General features: G+C 66.4%; 13 protein-coding genes and 3 pseudogenes. 8 read left to right on the top strand and 8 right to left on the bottom strand.

Annotated features, from left to right (window positions below; all coding sequences use genetic code 11):
* Positions 1-60 precede the first annotated feature (60 nt).
* From ACUDAL_RS07260 to ACUDAL_RS07270, 3 genes and pseudogenes are all read right to left on the bottom strand, one after another.
* Positions 61-1,266 (bottom strand): annotated as a pseudogene (locus ACUDAL_RS07260) (3-oxoadipyl-CoA thiolase).
* A 24-nt stretch (positions 1,267-1,290) separates the two neighbouring features.
* Complete coding sequence (locus ACUDAL_RS07265; protein ID WP_444677665.1) at positions 1,291-1,884, bottom strand: 3-hydroxyacyl-CoA dehydrogenase family protein; 594 nt, start codon at positions 1,882-1,884, stop codon at positions 1,291-1,293.
* 122 nt (positions 1,885-2,006) lie between these two features.
* Positions 2,007-2,810 carry a 3-hydroxyacyl-CoA dehydrogenase NAD-binding domain-containing protein gene (locus ACUDAL_RS07270; RefSeq protein WP_444677666.1) on the bottom strand — a complete coding sequence of 268 codons (804 nt, stop codon included), beginning with the start codon at positions 2,808-2,810 and terminating at the stop codon, positions 2,007-2,009.
* A 245-nt stretch (positions 2,811-3,055) separates the two neighbouring features.
* Here ACUDAL_RS07270 and ACUDAL_RS07275 point away from each other — a divergent pair, with 245 nt between their 5' ends.
* The 6 genes and pseudogenes from ACUDAL_RS07275 to ACUDAL_RS07300 all read left to right on the top strand — a co-directional run bounded on the left by ACUDAL_RS07275 (position 3,056) and on the right by ACUDAL_RS07300 (position 7,623).
* Entirely contained in the window at positions 3,056-4,207 is a 1,152-nt protein-coding gene (locus tag ACUDAL_RS07275) for an acyl-CoA dehydrogenase family protein (protein ID WP_444677667.1), read from the top strand.
* Between the two features lie 71 nt (positions 4,208-4,278).
* Positions 4,279-5,341: pseudogene (locus ACUDAL_RS07280) on the top strand (AMP-binding protein); the annotation flags it as partial.
* 45 nt (positions 5,342-5,386) lie between these two features.
* Complete coding sequence (locus ACUDAL_RS07285) at positions 5,387-5,827, top strand: class I adenylate-forming enzyme family protein (protein WP_444679332.1); 441 nt, start codon at positions 5,387-5,389, stop codon at positions 5,825-5,827.
* Positions 5,824-6,240 (top strand): PaaI family thioesterase, encoded by a 417-nt coding sequence (locus ACUDAL_RS07290; RefSeq protein WP_444677668.1) that lies wholly within the window; start codon positions 5,824-5,826, stop codon positions 6,238-6,240. The genes ACUDAL_RS07285 and ACUDAL_RS07290 overlap by 4 nt, the downstream gene beginning before the upstream one ends.
* A 268-nt stretch (positions 6,241-6,508) precedes the next feature.
* On the top strand, positions 6,509-6,790 hold the full coding sequence (locus tag ACUDAL_RS07295; RefSeq protein ID WP_444677669.1) for a hypothetical protein: 282 nt from the start codon (positions 6,509-6,511) through the stop codon (positions 6,788-6,790).
* A gap of 8 nt (positions 6,791-6,798) precedes the next feature.
* The gene (locus tag ACUDAL_RS07300) at positions 6,799-7,623 is read left to right on the top strand and encodes a hypothetical protein (RefSeq protein ID WP_444677670.1); all 825 of its coding nucleotides are present in this window, start codon (positions 6,799-6,801) and stop codon (positions 7,621-7,623) included.
* A 16-nt stretch (positions 7,624-7,639) separates the two neighbouring features.
* Here the strand turns inward: ACUDAL_RS07300 and ACUDAL_RS07305 are convergent, their stop codons facing one another.
* From ACUDAL_RS07305 to ACUDAL_RS07325, 5 genes and pseudogenes are all read right to left on the bottom strand, one after another.
* On the bottom strand, positions 7,640-8,284 hold the full coding sequence (locus ACUDAL_RS07305; protein WP_444677671.1) for a hypothetical protein: 645 nt from the start codon (positions 8,282-8,284) through the stop codon (positions 7,640-7,642).
* Positions 8,257-9,060, bottom strand: a complete 804-nt coding sequence (locus tag ACUDAL_RS07310; protein WP_444677672.1) for an enoyl-CoA hydratase/isomerase family protein — start codon at positions 9,058-9,060, stop codon at positions 8,257-8,259. Before ACUDAL_RS07310 ends, ACUDAL_RS07305 begins: the two co-directional genes overlap by 28 nt.
* Positions 9,061-9,072: 12 nt before the next feature.
* Positions 9,073-11,037: a TRAP transporter permease gene (locus ACUDAL_RS07315; RefSeq protein WP_444677673.1), complete on the bottom strand. Its 1,965-nt coding sequence runs from the start codon at positions 11,035-11,037 to the stop codon at positions 9,073-9,075.
* Between the two features lie 165 nt (positions 11,038-11,202).
* Positions 11,203-12,362, bottom strand: a pseudogene (locus tag ACUDAL_RS07320) (TAXI family TRAP transporter solute-binding subunit).
* 294 nt (positions 12,363-12,656) lie between these two features.
* Entirely contained in the window at positions 12,657-14,369 is a 1,713-nt protein-coding gene (locus ACUDAL_RS07325) for a SulP family inorganic anion transporter (protein WP_444679333.1), read from the bottom strand.
* Between the two features lie 145 nt (positions 14,370-14,514).
* Here ACUDAL_RS07325 and ACUDAL_RS07330 point away from each other — a divergent pair, with 145 nt between their 5' ends.
* Positions 14,515-15,789, top strand: coding sequence for an O-acetylhomoserine aminocarboxypropyltransferase/cysteine synthase family protein (locus tag ACUDAL_RS07330; protein WP_444677674.1), 1,275 nt, complete (start codon positions 14,515-14,517; stop codon positions 15,787-15,789).
* A gap of 259 nt (positions 15,790-16,048) precedes the next feature.
* Positions 16,049-17,587, top strand: a complete 1,539-nt coding sequence (locus ACUDAL_RS07335; protein WP_444677675.1) for a methyl-accepting chemotaxis protein — start codon at positions 16,049-16,051, stop codon at positions 17,585-17,587.
* The last annotated feature ends 77 nt before the right edge of the window (positions 17,588-17,664 follow it).

The following is a 17,664-nucleotide window of genomic DNA, read 5'->3' on the forward strand; positions in this document are numbered from 1 at the left end:
AGTATCGCATATTGCCCCGGGTCAGTCCGTTGGCGGCCGAGCCCGGGGCGGCAGGGGTGCTCAGCGCTCCGCTCTTTCGATAATGCAGGCGATGCCCTGGCCGACCCCGATGCACATGGTGACCAGTGCGTAGCGGCCTGCTCCGGCTTCGAGCTGGCGCAGTGCGGTCAGCGCCAAGCGAGCGCCGGAGGCACCCAGCGGGTGGCCGATGGCGATGGCGCCGCCGTTGGCGTTGAGGCGGCTGTCGTCGGGATCGAGTCCCAGCTGCTTGACGCAGCCCAGCACCTGCACCGCGAAGGCCTCGTTGATCTCGATTACGTCCATCTGCTCGAGGGTTAGGCCGGCTCTTTCGAGCGCCTTGCGGCTGGCCGGTACCGGGCCCAGCCCCATCACACGGGGGGCACGCCGGCTACGGCACTGGCCACGATACGTGCCCGTGGCGCAATGCCGGCACGCTCGCCCGCGGTGAGGCTACCCACGATCAGCGCCGCCGCGCCGTCGTTAAGGCCGGAAGCGTTGCCAGCCGTGACCACGCCGCCTTCGAACAACGGGCCCAGCCTGGCCAGCTTGTCGGCGTCGGTGTCGGGGCGCGGGTGTTCGTCTTGCGTTACCACCTGCGGTGGTTGCCTGCGACCCTGGGCGACCTCCACGGCCAGCAGCTCGTCGTCATAGAAGCCGCGGGTCTGGGCCTCGGCATAGCGGGACTGGGAGCGAGCGGCGAAGGCGTCGCTCGCCTCGCGGCCGATGCCGAGATCCTGGGCCACGTTGTCGGCGGTCTCGGGCATGCTGTGGCTGCCGTATTCGCGGGAAATCCAGGGGTTGGGGAAGCGCGAGCCGATTACGGTATCGTACAGCGGCTGGTTGCGGGCGTAAGGGGATTCCGCCTTGCCCAGCACATAGGGGGCGCGGGACATGGATTCCACCCCCGGCCAGGAACAGTTCACCCTCGCCGAGCCGTGTGGCGCGAGCGGCATCGATGACCGCCGCGAGGCCACTGCCGCACAGGCGGTTGACCGTCTGGGCCGCCACTTCGACCGGTAGGCCGGCGACCAGCCCCGCGTGCCGTGCGATGTTGCGCGAATCCTCGCCGGCCTGGTTGGTACAGCCGGCCAGCACCTCTTCATAGGCTTCGATGGAAAAGGCGTTGCGTGCGACGAGCGCTTTTAGCACGTGGCCGAGCAGGTCGTCGGGGCGTATGGCGGCGAGGCTGCCTCCATGGCGACCGAAGGGAGTACGCAGTCCGTCGAAGATATAGGCGTCTTGCATGGGAGTTCCTATTGGGCAGGGGCTTCAGGCCGCTGTCAGGGTAAGGTCGAGGGCAGCACGGCGGCGTAGCCAGGGGCTGGCGCGGTAGCGGGGATCGCCGGTAGCGGCCAGAAGGTTGTCGAGAATGGTGAGAATGCGGCGGCGGCCGTAATGGTCGCCCATGGCCAGCGGCCCCAGTGGATAGCCCAAGCCGAGTTCCACGGCGCGATCGATGATCGATGGGGCGGCCACGCCCTGCTGGGCGATGTCGCTGCCGACGTTGACGATGCATGCCACCACCCGCTGCAGCACGAACCCATTGCTGTCATTGATGATGCTGACCGGCGTGCCGTCGCGAGCAAACAGGGCCGCGGCGGCATCGCGATAGGCAGGTTGGGTGGCTGGCGTGGTCATCAGGCTGCGGCGCCGCTCGAGGCCGGCCAGCAGATCGACGGCCACGCAGCGTTCGGGAGACAGGCCCAGGCGCAGTGCGCAGGTTGTGGCATCTTCGCCTAGCGGGGCGACCAGGCACAGCGCTTCCGAAGAGGGAGCCGAAGCACTGTCCAGCGGCCAGCCCGCTGCGGTCACCAGCGCGGCGAGCTGTCGTCTGGCTTCGTCATCCTCAGTGCCGATCCACACCGGGCGCGGCGCGGCTTCGGGCGTGGGGGGCTCGGAGGGCAGCTGGGGTTTGCCCTCCTCATAGCGGTAGAAGCCTTCGCCACTCTTGCGTCCGAGCAGCCCGGCCGTCAGGCGCTGGCGCGTCAGGGGCGAGGGCGAAAGCGCGGCTCTTCGTAGTACTGGTGGTAGATCGACTCCATCACCGCATGGGAGACGTCGAGCCCGGTGAGGTCGAGCAGCGCAAAAGGGCCCAAGCGAAATCCGCCTTGATCGACCAGGATGCGATCGATCGTAACGTGGTCGGTCACGCTTTCGCCCAGGATACGCAGCGCCTCGGTGCCGTAGGCGCGACCGGCATGGTTGACCAGGAAGCCCGGGGTGTCGGTAGTGCGGGCGGTGAAGTGACCCATGGCGCGTCCCAGCGCCTCCACTCTATCGGTCACGTCATCAGCGGTGCGCAGCCCGGGGATCACCTCGACGATCTTCATCAGCGGTACCGGGTTGAAGAAGTGAAACCCGATCACGCGCTGCGGATGGCGACAGCCCGAGGCAATCGCCGTCACCGATAGCGACGAGGTATTGGTCGCCAGTACGGCTTCATTGCCGAGAATGGCCTCCAACTGCTGGAACAGCGCCTGCTTGGCCTCGAGCTTTTCTACAATCGCCTCAACGACGATATCGCAGCCTGCCAGGTCGGACAGGGCCTCGGCCTGCTTCAGGGCAGTGCGGTAGCGCTCGGCATCGGTCTCGTTCAGGCGCTGCTTCTGCACGGCGCGCTGCCACAGGCCACCGATGTACTGGCGCGCCTCGGCAACTGCCCCTTCGCGCAGGTCATGCAGGTAGACGGTCAGCCCGGCTTGGGCGGCGATCTGGGCAATGCCCCGGCCCATCGCACCCGTGCCTACGATACCCAGGGTACGGAAGGGAGTCGGTATGTTGTTCAGCATGAAGATCCTCTCTGGGCTGCTTTTTAAGCTTTTGTGCTTCCGAATTGTTGTACTTCTGGTTTGTACCTTGGTTTCGCTTTGCGAAACAACATTTCATTTATTGACTGACATCCTAGGCTATGCAAGAGTGCAAGACAACCAAATGCGGTCTTACGTTCTGCTAAGCGAAACAAGGCAGGCCTGGCCTTGACGCTTTAGGGCAATGCCCGTCGAACGGCCGCTTCTCTCCTGCGTGAGGACTCGTCATGATTCGCGACCCCGAACTGCTCGACCAGCTGACCACCACCATCGCCCGCTTCGTGCGCGAGCGCTTGATCCCCAATGAGGCGCGGCTGGCAGAGGAAGACGCCGTGCCGCCGGAGCTGCTCGAAGAGATGAAGGCGCTGGGGCTGTTCGGCCTGTCGATTCCAGAGGAGTACGGCGGCCTGGCTCTGACCATGGAAGAAGAAGCATTGGTGGCCATGGAGCTGGGCAAGACCTCGCCGGCCTTCCGCTCGGTGTTCGGTACCAACAACGGGATCGGCGCCCAGGGTATCCTGATCGACGGGACGCCCGAGCAGAAGGCGAAATACGTACCCCGTCTGGCCACCGGTGAGCTGCTAAGCGCCTTCTGTCTGACTGAGCCCGATTCCGGTTCGGATGCCGCCAGCCTGCGCACCACGGCCGTGCGCGACGGCGATCACTACGTGCTCAACGGCACCAAGCGCTACATCACCAACGGCCCCGAAGCCGACATCTTCACCGTGATGGCGCGCACCGACCCGAGCCACAAGGGCGCGGGTGGTATCAGCGCCTTCATCGTCGAGGGCGACACCCCGGGGCTCAAGCGCGGCCCGGCGGACAACAAGATGGGCCAGAAGGGTGCCCACACCTGCGACATCATCTTCGAAGACTGCCGTGTACCCGCCGAAAACATCATCGGTGGCGTGGAAGGGGTAGGTTTCAAGACCGCCATGAAGGTGCTCGATCGAGGCCGGCTGCATATCGCGGCCGTATGCGTGGGCGTGGCCGACCGACTCGTGGAGGAGTCGCTCAACTACGCGATCGAGCGCAAGCAGTTCGGCGTGCCCCTGGCCGAGCACCAACTGGTGCAGGCGATGCTTGCCGACAGCAAGACCGAGGCCTACGCGGGACGCACCATGGTGCTCGACGCCGCACGGCGCAAGGACGCCGGCGAGAACGTCTCGACGCTGGCCTCCTGCTGCAAGCTGTTCTGCGCCGAGATGGTGGGCCGCGTGGCCGACCGGGCGGTGCAGGTGCACGGCGGTGCCGGCTACATGGCGGAATACGCGGTGGAGCGCTTCTATCGCGACGTTCGCCTGTTCCGCATCTACGAGGGCACGACCCAGATCCAGCAGGTGGTGATCGCGCGCAACATGGTGCGGGAGGTGACCTGATGGCGGTTGGGAGTGCGCCGACGGCTAAGTCGGACATCCGCCAGGCGCCCGACGAGGCGATCTTCGGCCGTATGGCGAGCGAGCTGGTGGCCGAGCTTCCCGAGCGACTCAGCACCCGGGTGCTGCAGAATGCCGAGCGCCTGGCCGACGAGCCGGCGCTGGTCGACGGCGAGGTGCGCTGGAGCTACGGCGAGCTGGGGCATGCGATTCATGCCACCGCCGAGTGGCTTGATTCACTGGGCATTCGCCGCGGTGATCGCATCATGACGGTGAGCGAGAATGGCCGAGCGCTGGTGGCGTTGCTGCTGGCGGCCAGCGAGCGCGACGTCTGGGTGGCCATCGTCAATTCGCGCCTCTCGGCCCAGGAGATAGATGTCATCCGCGACAACTGCCAGCCGCGGCGGGTGTTCTATACCAGCGAGGCCTCGCCGGACGCCGAGTCCCATGGCGAACGCCATGGCGCCGAGGCGCTCGAGCATGCCTCACTGGGCCGACTGCATCTCTCCGCATTGGCTGAGGTGGCACCGGAGCCGGTCGCCGCCAGCGGCGCCGAGCAGGTGGCGGCGATGATCTATACCTCCGGCACTACCGGCACGCCCAAGGGAGTGATGCTGACCCATCGCGGCATCCTCTATATCGCCTCCATTTCGGGCGGCATGCGTCACCTGTGCCAGGGCGAGCGGGTCTACGGGGTGCTGCCGGTGTCGCACGTGTTCGGCCTGTCATCGGTGTGCATGGGTTCGCTCTACAATGGCGCCTGCCTCTACACCGTGCCACGCTTCGATGCCGCCGCCATGCTGGCCGCACTCGAGCATGAGCGCATCACCGTGCTGCAAGGCGTGCCGGCGATGTTCGCACGCACGCTGGAGTACCTTCGCCGCGAAGGAGAAGCCTGGTGGCGCCGGCGCTGCGCTACATCTCGGCGGGGGCTCGCCGCTCGATGGCGATCTCAAGGGGCGTGTCCAGGCCCTGTTCGGCCTGACCCTGCACAACGGCTATGGCCTCACCGAGGCGAGCCCGACCATCAGCCAGACCCGTATCGACGACTGCTTCGACAGCAACACCGTAGGGCGCGTACTGCCGCTGCTGGAGTACCGCCTGGCGCCGCTGGGCGACGGTGGCGAGGACGAACCCGCACATGCCGGCGCCGGCGAGCTGTGGGTACGTGGACCCAACGTGATGAAAGGCTACTTTCGCCAGCCCACGGCCACCCGGGCCTGCCTCACCGCGGACGGCTGGCTGAACACCGGCGACATCGCCCGCTTCGATGACGACGACCAGCTTTATATCGTCGGCCGCAGCAAGGAGCTGATCATCCGCTCCGGCTTCAACATCTATCCACCCGACGTGGAGGCGGTGATCAATGAGCATCCGGACGTGACACTGTCGGCGGTGGTGGGACGCCAGGTGGAGGGCAATGAGGAGGTGGTCGCCTTCGTCCAGTGCGAGCCCGGCGCCACGCTCAGCGAGGCGGAGCTGCGTGCGTTCATCGGCTCGCGGCTGGCGCCCTATAAGCGGCCCACGCGCCTGATCCTGATGGACACGCTGCCGGCCACGGCCAGCGGCAAGATCCTCAAAGGCCGCCTGCGCGACATGGCGGGCCGGGAGAAGGAGGCATGAGAGAAACTGCACTCATGGGCTACCACGAGCTGCTCGGCATACGGGTGGTGGAGTGGTCGGAAGGACTTGCGGTGGTTGAACTGGTAGCAGACGACCGCCACCTCAATCGCAGTGGCATTGTGCATGGCGGGGTGCTCACGTCGATGCTCGACAGCGCCCTGAGCCTCGCCGGGCTTTACTGCGATGACCCCGGGCGGGTGCGCCGCGGCATGACGCTGTCGCTGACCAGCACCTTCGTGGGCCCAGCCGGGACCGGCACCTTGCGTGCCACCGGCAGGGTGCGCGGTGGAGGGCGCAAGGTCTACCTGGCAAGCGGTGAAGTCATCGATGCCGAGGGCACGCTGCTGGCTATGGCCGAAGGAGCGTTTCGCCGTCGCAGCGGCAGCGAGTCGGCGGAGGGTGTGCCCGAGTGAACGCGGCGTGCCTGCGCGCCGGCCTGTTGTCGATCGTTACGCTGTGCACGCTGTTTCATCTTGTCTTCGGAAGCGCTGTGGTCCAGGCGCTGGCTATCCTGGCCCTGGCCGGCTACCTGGTCATGCTTGGCGGCCGGCTCTCGCCCATGGCGCTAGGGCTGCTGTCCGCCGCCGCCATGGGGAGCCTGCTGGCGCTGTGGCAGGCCGAGGCGCCGGGTCGGCTGCTGTTCGAGGCCGCCGGACGTTTCGCTTTTTCGCTACCTTCGTCGTGGCGCTCGGCCTGTTGCGCCTGCCGGCCTACCGCTCACGCTTGGTACGCCGCTGCGGCACCGCCATGCTGCTGCAGCCGCCCACGCGACGCTATCCCATTCTTTCTGCCGGTTCGGCACTGTTCGGCATTATCCTCAACATCGGGGTGCTGAATTTGTTCGCCGGCATGATCGAGAAGAGCAACACCCTGGCGGCGGCCCAAGGGCGGGCCTGGGTCCGTCAGGCACGTCAGCGGCGGATGATGCTGGCGCTGCTGCGTGGTTTTCCCTGGCACCGCTGATCTCGCCCATGGGTATCGGCGTAGCGGTAGTACTCTCGAGCCTGCCGGAGCTGCGCTGGATCGACCTGGCCCCCTATGTGGTGGGCGCGGCGCTGCTCATCTTCCTGATGGGGTGGGGCATTGACCACTTGACCGGCCCGCACCCTGTGGCTCGCAGCGAAGCGGTCGCGGTGCCTTCACCGGCTCCGCTGGGGGCGTTCTGCCTGCTGCTGTTCGGCATCGTCTCGTTGGTTTTCCTGCTGTCCTGGTGGCTTGAACTTCGTTTGCCGATCGCCGCCCTGGTCGGGGCGCCTCTCAGCGCATTCGGTTGGCTGGCCTGGCAACGGCGTCGGCTCGGCCTGCTGGGTGTTCCGGCGGCCCTGGCGAGCCTGCGGCGTCAGTTGCCGTGGCTGGTGGCGCCCATCGGCAACGAGGTCGTGGTGCTGGGGGCGGCGGGGTATCTCGGCCATCTTGGCGTGGCACTGGTCCCGGTGGAAAGTCTGGGGCCACTGCTGACCTTCATCGCGCCGCTGGGTGCTGCCAACGCGGTGCTGGCGATGCTACTGGTGGTGGGGTTGGCCCAGGTCGGGGTCAACCCCATCGTGACCGTGACACTGCTGGTGGGTCTGCTGCCTTCGCTGCCAATCGAAGGACTCTCGCCGGCACTGACTGGTGCCGCCCTGATGGTGGGTTGGGCGCTGGCGCTGATGTCATCGCCGATCACGGCTTCGATGCTGATCCTGTCGCGCTTCACCGGCGTTTCCTCCCGTCATATCGGCTACCGCTGGAACGCCCGCTTCCTGCTGGCCTGCATTCCGCTGCTGACAGGGTGGTTTCTGCTCGCCGCCTGGTAAATGGCTGGCGCAGCCTTTATCCGCAGCGGCGTTCTTCCAACGCCAGAGTGGCCTGGCGGTGGGGGCCGCCCAGGTGGCGCGGGTAACCCAGCGCCTCGATGGCGAGCAGGTCGATATCGCTCTCGCGGTAGGCCCAGCCGCGCTCGGCCAGCATCAGGCTCGCTGCCTCCATGGCCGCCCGGGGATTGGCGGCGTCGTCGCGTGCTGCCTTGGCCAGCGTGGCCAGCAGGCTGCCCTGACGGCTCACCGTCACGGGCAGACGCAGCGCCTTCAGCGCATAGGCCACCGCCTGCTGCCGTTCGGCGTCGGCGCGCAGCGCGACCAGTTCGGTCATGCCGGCGGCCACGACCAGCGCCAGGTCGGCAGCGACGGCGGTGAGGTCTTCTGCCGCCTCGGGCGACAGCACAACGATGCTCAGACAATGACTCGGACAGGTCGTGTCGGAACCGGCGATCAGACACGCCTGAGTGGCCTCGGCGGGACGGTCGGCGAGAACGATGCCGGCTTGCTCGGCTTTTCCACGCAGGCGTTCGAACAGCGGGTGCTCGCCCAGCACAGCGAGGTGCTCGAATGTCGGCGGCTCACTGGCGTCGGGCACCCGGTGCGGTGCGCGAGCGGCGAAGAAGGCGTGGATCAGCCCGGCGCGCTGGAGTGAATCCATGCAGGCGAAGAACAGTTCGCGCTCACGACGCAGGCCATCGGCCAGGCTGCCTTCACTGCTGAAGGCAATCGCTTCGACACAGCGGAAGGGGAGTAGAGTTCCGGCACCTCGCTTTCCAGTTGGGTCCGGTAGCGCTCGATGGCCGCTGGATCGGCGACAGGGGGCGGCAGCTCCCCGGTGACCCGCGGCGTACGTTTGCCGGCCAGGACGTCACGCGCCGCCGCCAGTCCCGCCTCGAGCGGGTCGTCAGCGTCCGCCACGGCGTCGACGATGCCCAGGGCGAGTGCCTCGTCGGCATAGGCAAAGCGGCCGCTGGTGATCAGGTCGAGGGCCGCCTCGATGCCGCTCAGCCGTGGCAGCCGCTGGGTGCCGCCGGCGCCCGGCAGCAGGCCGAGCTTGACCTCGGGCAGGCCCAGCTTGGTGCCGGGCAGGGCCACCCTCAACTGGCAGCCCAGCGCCACCTCGAGCCCGCCGCCCAGCGCGGTGCCGTGCAGCACGGCGACGATGGGCTTGTCACCGGCTTCCAGGGAGGCGATCACCTCCGGCAGGATCGGCGCCTGGGGCGGTTTGCCGAACTCGCGAATGTCGGCGCCGGCAATGAAGGTACGGCCGCGAGCGAGGAGCACCAGCACCCGCGCCTCGCTATCCTCGTGGCCCCGGGCGACGGCCTCCATCAGGCCCTGGCGGACGGCCTGGCCCAGGGCGTTGACCGGCGGGTTGTCGATGGTGATCACGCCGATGTCGTCATGGCGCTGGTAGCTGACCGGAGTCGTCATGGGGCATGGCTCTCAGTGGCTGGTAGAAGAGTAAGCGTATCGCGCATCGTCAGGCTCATGAGTCGATGGGGGCGTCAGGGTCGCCGAACGTGGCCGCGCCTGGCGCTGACTCCAGCGCGCCAGCAGTACGGCGGGTACCAGCGCAGCGAGGGCGAGGGCGAACAGCTCGAGCTGGCTGAGCGGGACCATGCCGCCGCCGGGCAGGGCGAACAGCAGGCCTGCCATCAGCACCAGGCCGCGGATGACGGTTTCGCTGGCGACACCAACGCCGAGCCGGCCCACGCCGATGAGATAGCCCTGCATGGCGGAGGCGAACAGCACGATGCCGATCAGCGCCTGGACGAAGACCAGTCCGATCTGCAGCGGCTCGCCCTGCATGATCAGCGCAGGGTTGAGCACGAACAGGAAGGGGATGAAGTAGATCACGCTGCCCAGGCGCATGGCCTGCAGCCCGGTGGCCATGGGGCGCGCCCCTGCGACAGTGGCGGCGGCGAAGGCACCGAGCGCCACGGGCGGGGTGATGAAGCTGAGCATTCCCCAGTAGAGGATGAACATGTGCACCGCCATGGGGTCGAGACCGCCGCCCTGGATCAGCGCCGGGGCCAGGGCCACGGCGAGGAAGATGTAGGCGGCGGTCACGGTCATGCCGATTCCCAGCACGAAACTGGTGAGCGCACCCATCAATAGCAGCAGCGGTACGCTGCCCCCGGCGATGTGAATGAAGTCGTTGGCGATGGTGCCGGAGAGGCCGGTCATCGACAGTGCCCCGACCAGCATGCCGACGCCGGCCAGGATGGCGATCAGCTCGGCGAACAGTTTGGCCGCCGACGACAGCGACTCGCCCAGCTCGCGGAGCCCCCAGCGATTGCGACGCGAGAACTGGTTGAGCACCAGTAGCAGCGCCGTGGCGTAGAAGGGCGCCACCGCTTCGCGCTGCATTACCAGCAGCATCCACACCAGCAGGGCGAAGACAAAGATGAAGTACCAGCCCTGCTTGAGGGTCTGCCACAGCGAAGGCAGCTCGGCCGCCGGCAGGCCCTTGATGTCGTGGCGTGCCGCATAGGCGTCGATCTGGATGAACAGACCGAGGAAGTAGAGGATCGAGGGGATGACGGCGGCCAGCGCCACGGCGGAATAGGGCACGTCGAGAAACATCGCCATGACGAAGGCGGTGGCGCCCATCACCGGGGGCATCAACACGCCGCCGGTGGAGGCACAGGCCTCCACCCCGCCTGAGAACGAGCGGCCCATGCCGATGCGGCGCATGGCGGGAATCGATAGCACGCCGGTGGTCAGCACGTTGCTGATCACGCTGCCGCTCATCGAGCCCATCAGGCCGCTGGAGAAGATCGAGACCTTGGCCGGGCCACCGCGCACGTGCCCCAGCAGGGCGAAGGCCAGGTCGATGAAGAACTTCCCGCCGCCGCTCTTCTGCAGCACCACGCCGAACACCAGGAAGCCGATCACCAGGCCGGCGAAGGCCTGCAGCGGCACGCCCATGATGCTCTCGGTACTCATGGTGTGATACATGGCGGTCTCCTCCAGGGTGGAGGGGAACGCCTGGATCGGCCCGGGAACGACGTCGGCCACCAGCGGATAGAGCGAGAACATGGCCACGATCACGGCGATGGGCCAGCCCCCGGCGCGGCGGGCCGCTTCGACGATCAAGAGCCACCAGGCGTAGCTGGCCAGGATGGCGGTGTCGGGGGCGGCGAAGGCCCAGCCGCGCTCGAGGATCGATTCGGCGTGGTAAACGAAGTAGCCGCCGACGATCAGCGTGGCCAGGCTCAGCGCGTAGTCGTACCAGGGCACCGGGCGGTGCTGCAGAGACGGGGTGATCGGCCACAGCAGGTAGACCAGCGGCAGCAGCAGCGCCACCACGGCGTAATAGAACTGGGTCTCGAGCCCGGTGACGAAGCGCAGCCAGCCGAGGTTGAACAGATAGTCCAGGGTCATCGCCATCAATACCACGGTCACCGCGCCGGGGATCCAGCGCAGCGCGAGCGGCAGCGTGCGGATATGGGTGACCTTCTCCTTGAGCTGGCGCGTCGATTCGTTAGGGGAGTGGGAGGGGTCATGGCGGCGTCCGTGAATCGGGGAAGGGGCGGCATGGCCGCCCCGGGTCAGGCTGAGGTCCTGGCTTCACTCGAAGACCGGGTCGAGACCAGCCTCGCGCAGCGCTTCGGCGCGGGCCTGCATCCAGGCTTCCTCGAAGGCGTCTTCGTCGTCGGGCGCGTCGGCCAGGAAGTCGTTCCACGTGGCGAGGAGCAGCTCCTGACGTTCTACCAGCGCCTCCTGATGCGCCTGCAATTCGTCGGTCCAGACGCCGATCTCCTCGTAGTACGCCACCACCGCGTCGTGGAACGGCACGACCCACTGCAGGTCTTGATACTCGAAGGCGTAGCCCACGGCGCCGGGCGCGGCATCCTTGTAGTCGTCATAGTTGTCCTGCAGCGCCCTGATCAGGCCGTAGGCGACCTTGTCGTCGAGGTCACGGTTGGCGACCACGATCGGATAGGGTAGCTGGCGCTGGGCACGGGGTTGTCGGCACTGACGTCGCCGGCCCCGGCGGTCACCTCGTGGGGGCGGAAGTAGGGGGCCACCGCCATCATGCGCTCCCAGCCCTCGGCGTCGTCGGGGTCGAGCACCGGCCAGCTGATGCCGCGTGGGCTGCTGGCGAGCTGCTGGGCCGGCGGGGTGACGGTGGTGGTGAAGGAGGCATCGGCGTTACCGGCAATGATGCCGTCGAAGGAGCGGGCATAGCCGGGGAAATCCACTCGCTCGACGTCATCCCACGTCAGCCCGCCGAAGGCCAGGTAGGCTTCGGTGCCCTTGTTCAGGGCGTCATCGCCACGAATATAGGCGATGCGCTTTCCGGCCAGGTCGGCCGGTGTCTCGACGCCGAGATCGCCGGCAACGGCCAGTGAAAGGCCGAAGGAGGCAGTGGAGGTGGTGATGACGCGGATTGGCTGCGGGCCCCAGTCGCGGTTGGCGAACATCATGACGCCTTCGGCACCGTAGTAGCTGGCGATGCCGCAGGCGCAAAGGTCGACGCGGCCCTGCTTGAGCGGCGTCATGCGCGAGACATCATTGTCGCCTGGCAGGATGCGCACCGAGGTGCCGTAGTGGCTCTGCAGCATGTTGCCGATGGCCACCGCCTGGGCATAGCCGCTGGAGCTGGTGCCGTAGGCGGTCCAGGCCATGGTGCGGGGAAGCTCGACGTCACTGGCCTGGGCCACTGTGGCAGCGAGCAGCGAGAGCGGAAGTGCTACGAGAGCGAGCGAGCAGGGCAGCTGGCGCATAGATGTCTCCTGTATTGTGCCGGTTGTTGTTTTGCTATGCGGTATTTAATTCCGAAACTGAGTTCGATACTAGGAAGCCACCGTGGTGGTGTCAATGAGTCCGCAAGAATGATGTATCGTCAGCCTTCCGCTCTGCGGAACATGGCCTAAGGCTCGCCGAGTCTCTCTGTCACAACAAGAAGTTGGCGCTTTCCTACAGAGGCAGGTGAGGGCACCTCAGACCAAGGTCTAGGCGCGGGTTGATAGACCAAAGGCAATATGGAAGAAGCAGGATGCTGCGTGCTCGGTTCTCTACTATTCGGCAGGGCGAGACAGTTCGCGCCAGGCGGCAAAGGTGCTGAGGAAGACCCTGCCGGTCATGTCGTCGAGGAAGTCGCTGCGCTTCAGGCGATCCATGACTGGACCCTTGACCTCGGCCAGGTGCAGGGTCACCCGAGAATCCCTGAGGCGCGCGTTGATGGCGTCGAGGCTTTCCAGCGCCGAGGCATCGATCAGGTTGACGGCGGAGCAGATCAGCACCACGTGCTCGAGCTCCGGGCGGGTGGCCACCAGGTCATACACGGTGTCTTCGAGATAGCGCGCGTTGGCGAAATAGAGGCTCTCGTCGATACGCAGCAGGGCCACATGGCTGACGGTTTCCGTGGTGTGACGCTCGACGTTGCGGAAATGCTCGGTATCCGGGATACGTCCGACCAGTGCGCTGTGGGGGCGACTGGTGCGGTAGAGAAACAGGCCGATGGAGAGCACCACGCCGCTGATGATGCCGGCCTCGACGCCTTCCACCAGGGTTAGCAGGATGGTCACGGCCATCGCCGAGAAGTCGCTGCGGGAGTAGCGCCAGGTCTGGCGAATCATGGGAATGTCGATCAGGGTGAGGATCGACACCGTGATGGTGGCGGCGAGGGTGGCGATCGGCAGGTAGGCCAGTGCCGGGGTAAGGAAGAGGGTCACGGCGCCGATGCCGAGCGCGGTGAATAGCCCGGCCAGCGGGGTCTGGGCCCCCGCGTCGTGGTTGATGACCGTACGGGTCAGGCCGCCGGTGACTGGCATCCCGGCAGAAAATCCGGCGGCCAGGTTGGCGCTGCCCAGCGCGACCAGCTCTTGGTTGGGTGAGATCCGCTCGCGGCGCCGAGCGGCCAGCATCTGTCCCATGGAGACCGACTCGACGAAGCCCACCACGCTGATCAGCAGGGCCGGTATTAGCAGGGCCTGCCACAGCCCGGCATCGAAGCCGGGCAGGCTGAGCGCAGGCAGCCCCTGGGGGATATCGCCAATCACGGCGACACCACGCTCGTTCAGCGTGAACTGCCAGGTGACGGTGGCGGTGACCAATACCGCGAAGACCGGCCCGCTGCGTGTCAGCAGGTCGGCCAGGGGGCGAGAGAGGCCCAGGCGGCGCAGGGCCGGGCGCCCTTGTTGCCGCAGCAGCAGCAGGAAGGCGAGCGTGCCGAGGCCGATGGCGAGCGTCGGCAGGTGCAGGCCTGGCAGGGCCGTGATCAGCTCCGCCAACCTTGGCAGCAGGTCACGCGCGGCGAGGTCGAGGCCCGCCAGATGCCCCACCTGGCTGGCAGCGATAAGCACGCCAGAGGCGGTAAGAAAGCCGGCAATGACCGGGTGGCTGAGGAAGTTCGCCACGAACCCCATGCGCAGCAGGCCCATCAGCAGCAGGATCACGCCCGAGAGCAGGGACAGGATCAAGGCGGCATGCAGATACTCGGCGCTTCCCGGTGCGGCAACGCCTGACAGGGCCGCCCCGGTCATCAGCGCGATGATGGCGACCGGGCCGACGGCCAGCGTGCGGCTGGTCCCCAGTAGCGCATAGGCGATCGCCGGGAGCAGGCTGGCATACAACCCCACCACGGCAGGCAGACCGGCCAGCACGGCGTAGGCCAGCGACTGGGGGATCACCATGATGGTAACGATCACCCCCGCCAGCACATCGGCAGTGGCCAGGCGTCGGTTGTAGTGGGGCAGCCATGTGAGAATCGGCAGGTAGCGTCGCAGCATCCGTGTTTTCACGTCAGGGTCGGTCAACCAGACTAAACGATATTGGTGATTGGGTTGAGTCTTGGTTAGCATCGCGTGATATAGCCGTTATCCGCCGCCGCGAGTCGAAACGGCCCGCTCACGCCCTATGCCGACAGGATACGCCATGAAGCCGGAAACCATCGCCCTTCACCACGGATACACCGCCAACGACCAGCACGCCGTGGCCGTGCCCATTCACCAGACTACGTCGTTCTCCTTCGACAGCGCCCAGCATGCGGCCGACCTGTTCGACCTCAAGGTCGAGGGCAACATCTACTCGCGCATCATGAACCCTACGTGCGCGGTGCTGGAGCAGCGTATCGCCGCGCTGGAAGGCGGGATCGCCGGCCTGGCGGTGGCCTCCGGCATGGCGGCGATTACCTATGCCATTCAGACCATCGCCGAGGCCGGCGACAATATCGTCTCCATCAGCGAACTCTATGGCGGTACCTACAATCTGTTCGCTCACACCCTGCCGCGCCAGGGTATCGAGGTGCGCTTCGCCGACAAGGACGACATTGACGGCATCGAGTCGCTGATCGATGCGCGCACCAAGGCGGTGTTCTGCGAAAGCGTGGGCAACCCCTCCGGCAGCGTGATCGACATGGCGCGCCTGGCGGAAGCGGCCCATCGCCACGGCGTGCCGGTCATCGTCGACAATACCGTGGCCACCCCGTTCCTATGGCGTCCGATCGAGCATGGGGCCGATATCGTCATCCATTCGGCGACCAAGTACATCGGCGGGCATGGCACCACCATCGGCGGCGTGATCGTCGATTCCGGCAAGTTTCCCTGGGCCGAGCATGCTCAGCGCTTCCCGCTGCTCAACGAGCCCGATACCTCCTACCACGGGGTGAGCTACGCCCGCGACGTCGGTGAGGCCGCCTTCATCGCCCGGGCCCGGGTGGTGCCGCTGCGCAACATGGGTGCGGCGCTCTCCGCCCAGGCGGCGTGGAACCTGCTGCAGGGCCTGGAAACCCTGTCGCTGCGCATCGAGCGTATCTGTGACAACGCGCAGCGGGTTGCCGAGTACCTCGAGCGTCACCCCTCGGTCACCTGGGTCCAGTTCGCCGGCCTGCCCAGCCACAAGGACCACGCCCTGGCACAGCGCTACATGAACGGGCGTGCCTCGGGCATCCTCAGCTTCGGCATCCAGGGCGGCCGCGAGGCTGGCGCGCGTTTCTACGATGCGCTGGGCCTGGTCCTGCGCCTGGTCAACATCGGCGATGCCAAGAGCTGTGCCTCCATTCCTGCATCGACGACCCACCGTCAGCTCAACGACGAGGAGCTCCGCGCAGCCGGGGTGACGCCCGACATGGTGCGCCTCTCCATTGGTATCGAACATATCGACGACATCCTGGCTGACCTGGACCAGGCGCTGGCCGCCAGCCAGGCGTGAGTCAGCTTGGCAGCCCGGGGGCGACGGCGAGTGCCGCCGCCCCGGGCGGGCCCCAGGTTGTCGGCCAAAGCCGGCCCAGCTTGAGTCGAGCTTTGGTCTGTGAGTCGAAAGTGGGGGTGCGTTCATTACCCACATGGCGCTACTCTCATCCCACTCCAATAACAAAGAGACAAGACGCCATGCGAATTCTGATGTACTTGCTGGCTATGGGGTCGCTGGCCGGGGGCTGTTGCTTTCTTTCTCCATTGACGCCGGTTGGATGGCGCTGCTGCCTGTCCTCCTGGGGGCGCTTGGCGGAGGCATCCTGGCGCAGGCAGGCCTGGTTGGGGTTTATCGGGCGGGCGCGCAAGCCCTTGAGCAAGGCAGCGTCTCGGCGTGGCTGCCGGTCACCCGCGACTACCTGTCGCTGCGCCGCATGGCCAACGGTCTTATCCACCAGGCGAGTACTACCGCCATTGCCTCGGCGGAAGTATCGCATCATGCCGATTGCATGGATCAGCGCCTGACGCGTCAGGAGCGCACGGTCAGCGAGGCGTCCTCGAGCATGGCGGCGATCACCTCAGCCATCGAGCAAGTGGCCGTGAGTGCGGCCAATGTGGCTAGCCTGGCCAGCCGGTCGCGCGACGCCAGCCATGTCAGTCGTGAATCGCTGGAGCTGGTGATCACCGAGATGCGTGCATTGGCAGAGCGTTCGGAGGAGGCGCTGGAGCTGTTGAGCGTACTCGGTCAGAAGGCCGAGAGCGTGCGCAACGTCACCTCGCTGATTGAAGAGATTGCCGAGCAGACCAACCTGCTGTCGCTCAACGCTTCCATCGAGGCGGCCCGAGCCGGCGAGCATGGCCGCGGTTTTGCCGTGGTTGCGGGTGAAGTGCGTCAGCTTGCCGGCCGTACGTCGGATGCCACTCGCAACGTTGAGGCGCTGGTGGCGGATATTGGCGACAGCAGCCATCGCGTGGTGGACACCATCGGTCATCTCATGCAGCGCGTGGGCATGCGTGCCAGCGAAATGGGCAAGGTAGGCGAGCAGTTGACCGAGATGACCGGGCATTTCGACCAGGTGGAAAGCGAGATTCGCTCCATTGCCGAGGCCATGGACGACACCCAGCGCCATTCGCAGCGTGTCGCCGGCACGCTCACCCTGCTCGAAAAGGAGACCGAGCAGGGCAATCGGGAAATGCATGGCCTGGCCAAGCAAGCACATGCGCTGATGGGCGGCGCTGAAGCCGTCGATGCCGGCCTTGCCCAGCAGCGCCTGGAAGGGCGCCACCAGCAGGCCTTTGAGGCGGCGCGCGGGGCAGCCACCAAGATCGGTGCTCTGCTCGAATCTGCGATCAAGCGTGGTGAGCTCGATGAGGCCAATCTCTTCAATCCTCGCTACGTGCCCATTCCCGGCACCAATCCCGTTCAATATCACGCAGGCTATGACACCTTCTGCGACGAACGCTTGCCTGAAATTCAGGAGCCCCTGCTGGAAACCCTTGGCCTGGCCTACGCCATCGCCATCGATCGGCGTGGCTACATCCCTACGCACAACATGAAGAGCAGCCGGCCGCCCACCGGCGAGTACGAGCATGACCTGAAATTCTGCCGCAACAAGCGCATCTACGAGGATACGACCGGCCAGCGTTGCGGAACCCATGAACAGACGCTGCTGCTGCAAACCTACAAACGTGACACCGGTGAGATCATGCATGACCTGTCGGTGCCTATCTACGTGTCGGGCAAGCACTGGGGCGGTTTCCGGGTGGGCTACAAGCCGGAATCGGCTGCCCCGCAGGTGGAGCCCCCATCCCGCTGAGCTTCGAAATGCGTCAGGAAAGTTCACGCACCGTCATGCCGGTGTAAGGCCTGGCTCGGGCATGCCCTGGTCCGGAG

It is taken from the genome of Halomonas sp. E19, assembly GCF_052439355.1.
Taxonomy (GTDB): domain Bacteria; phylum Pseudomonadota; class Gammaproteobacteria; order Pseudomonadales; family Halomonadaceae; genus Halomonas.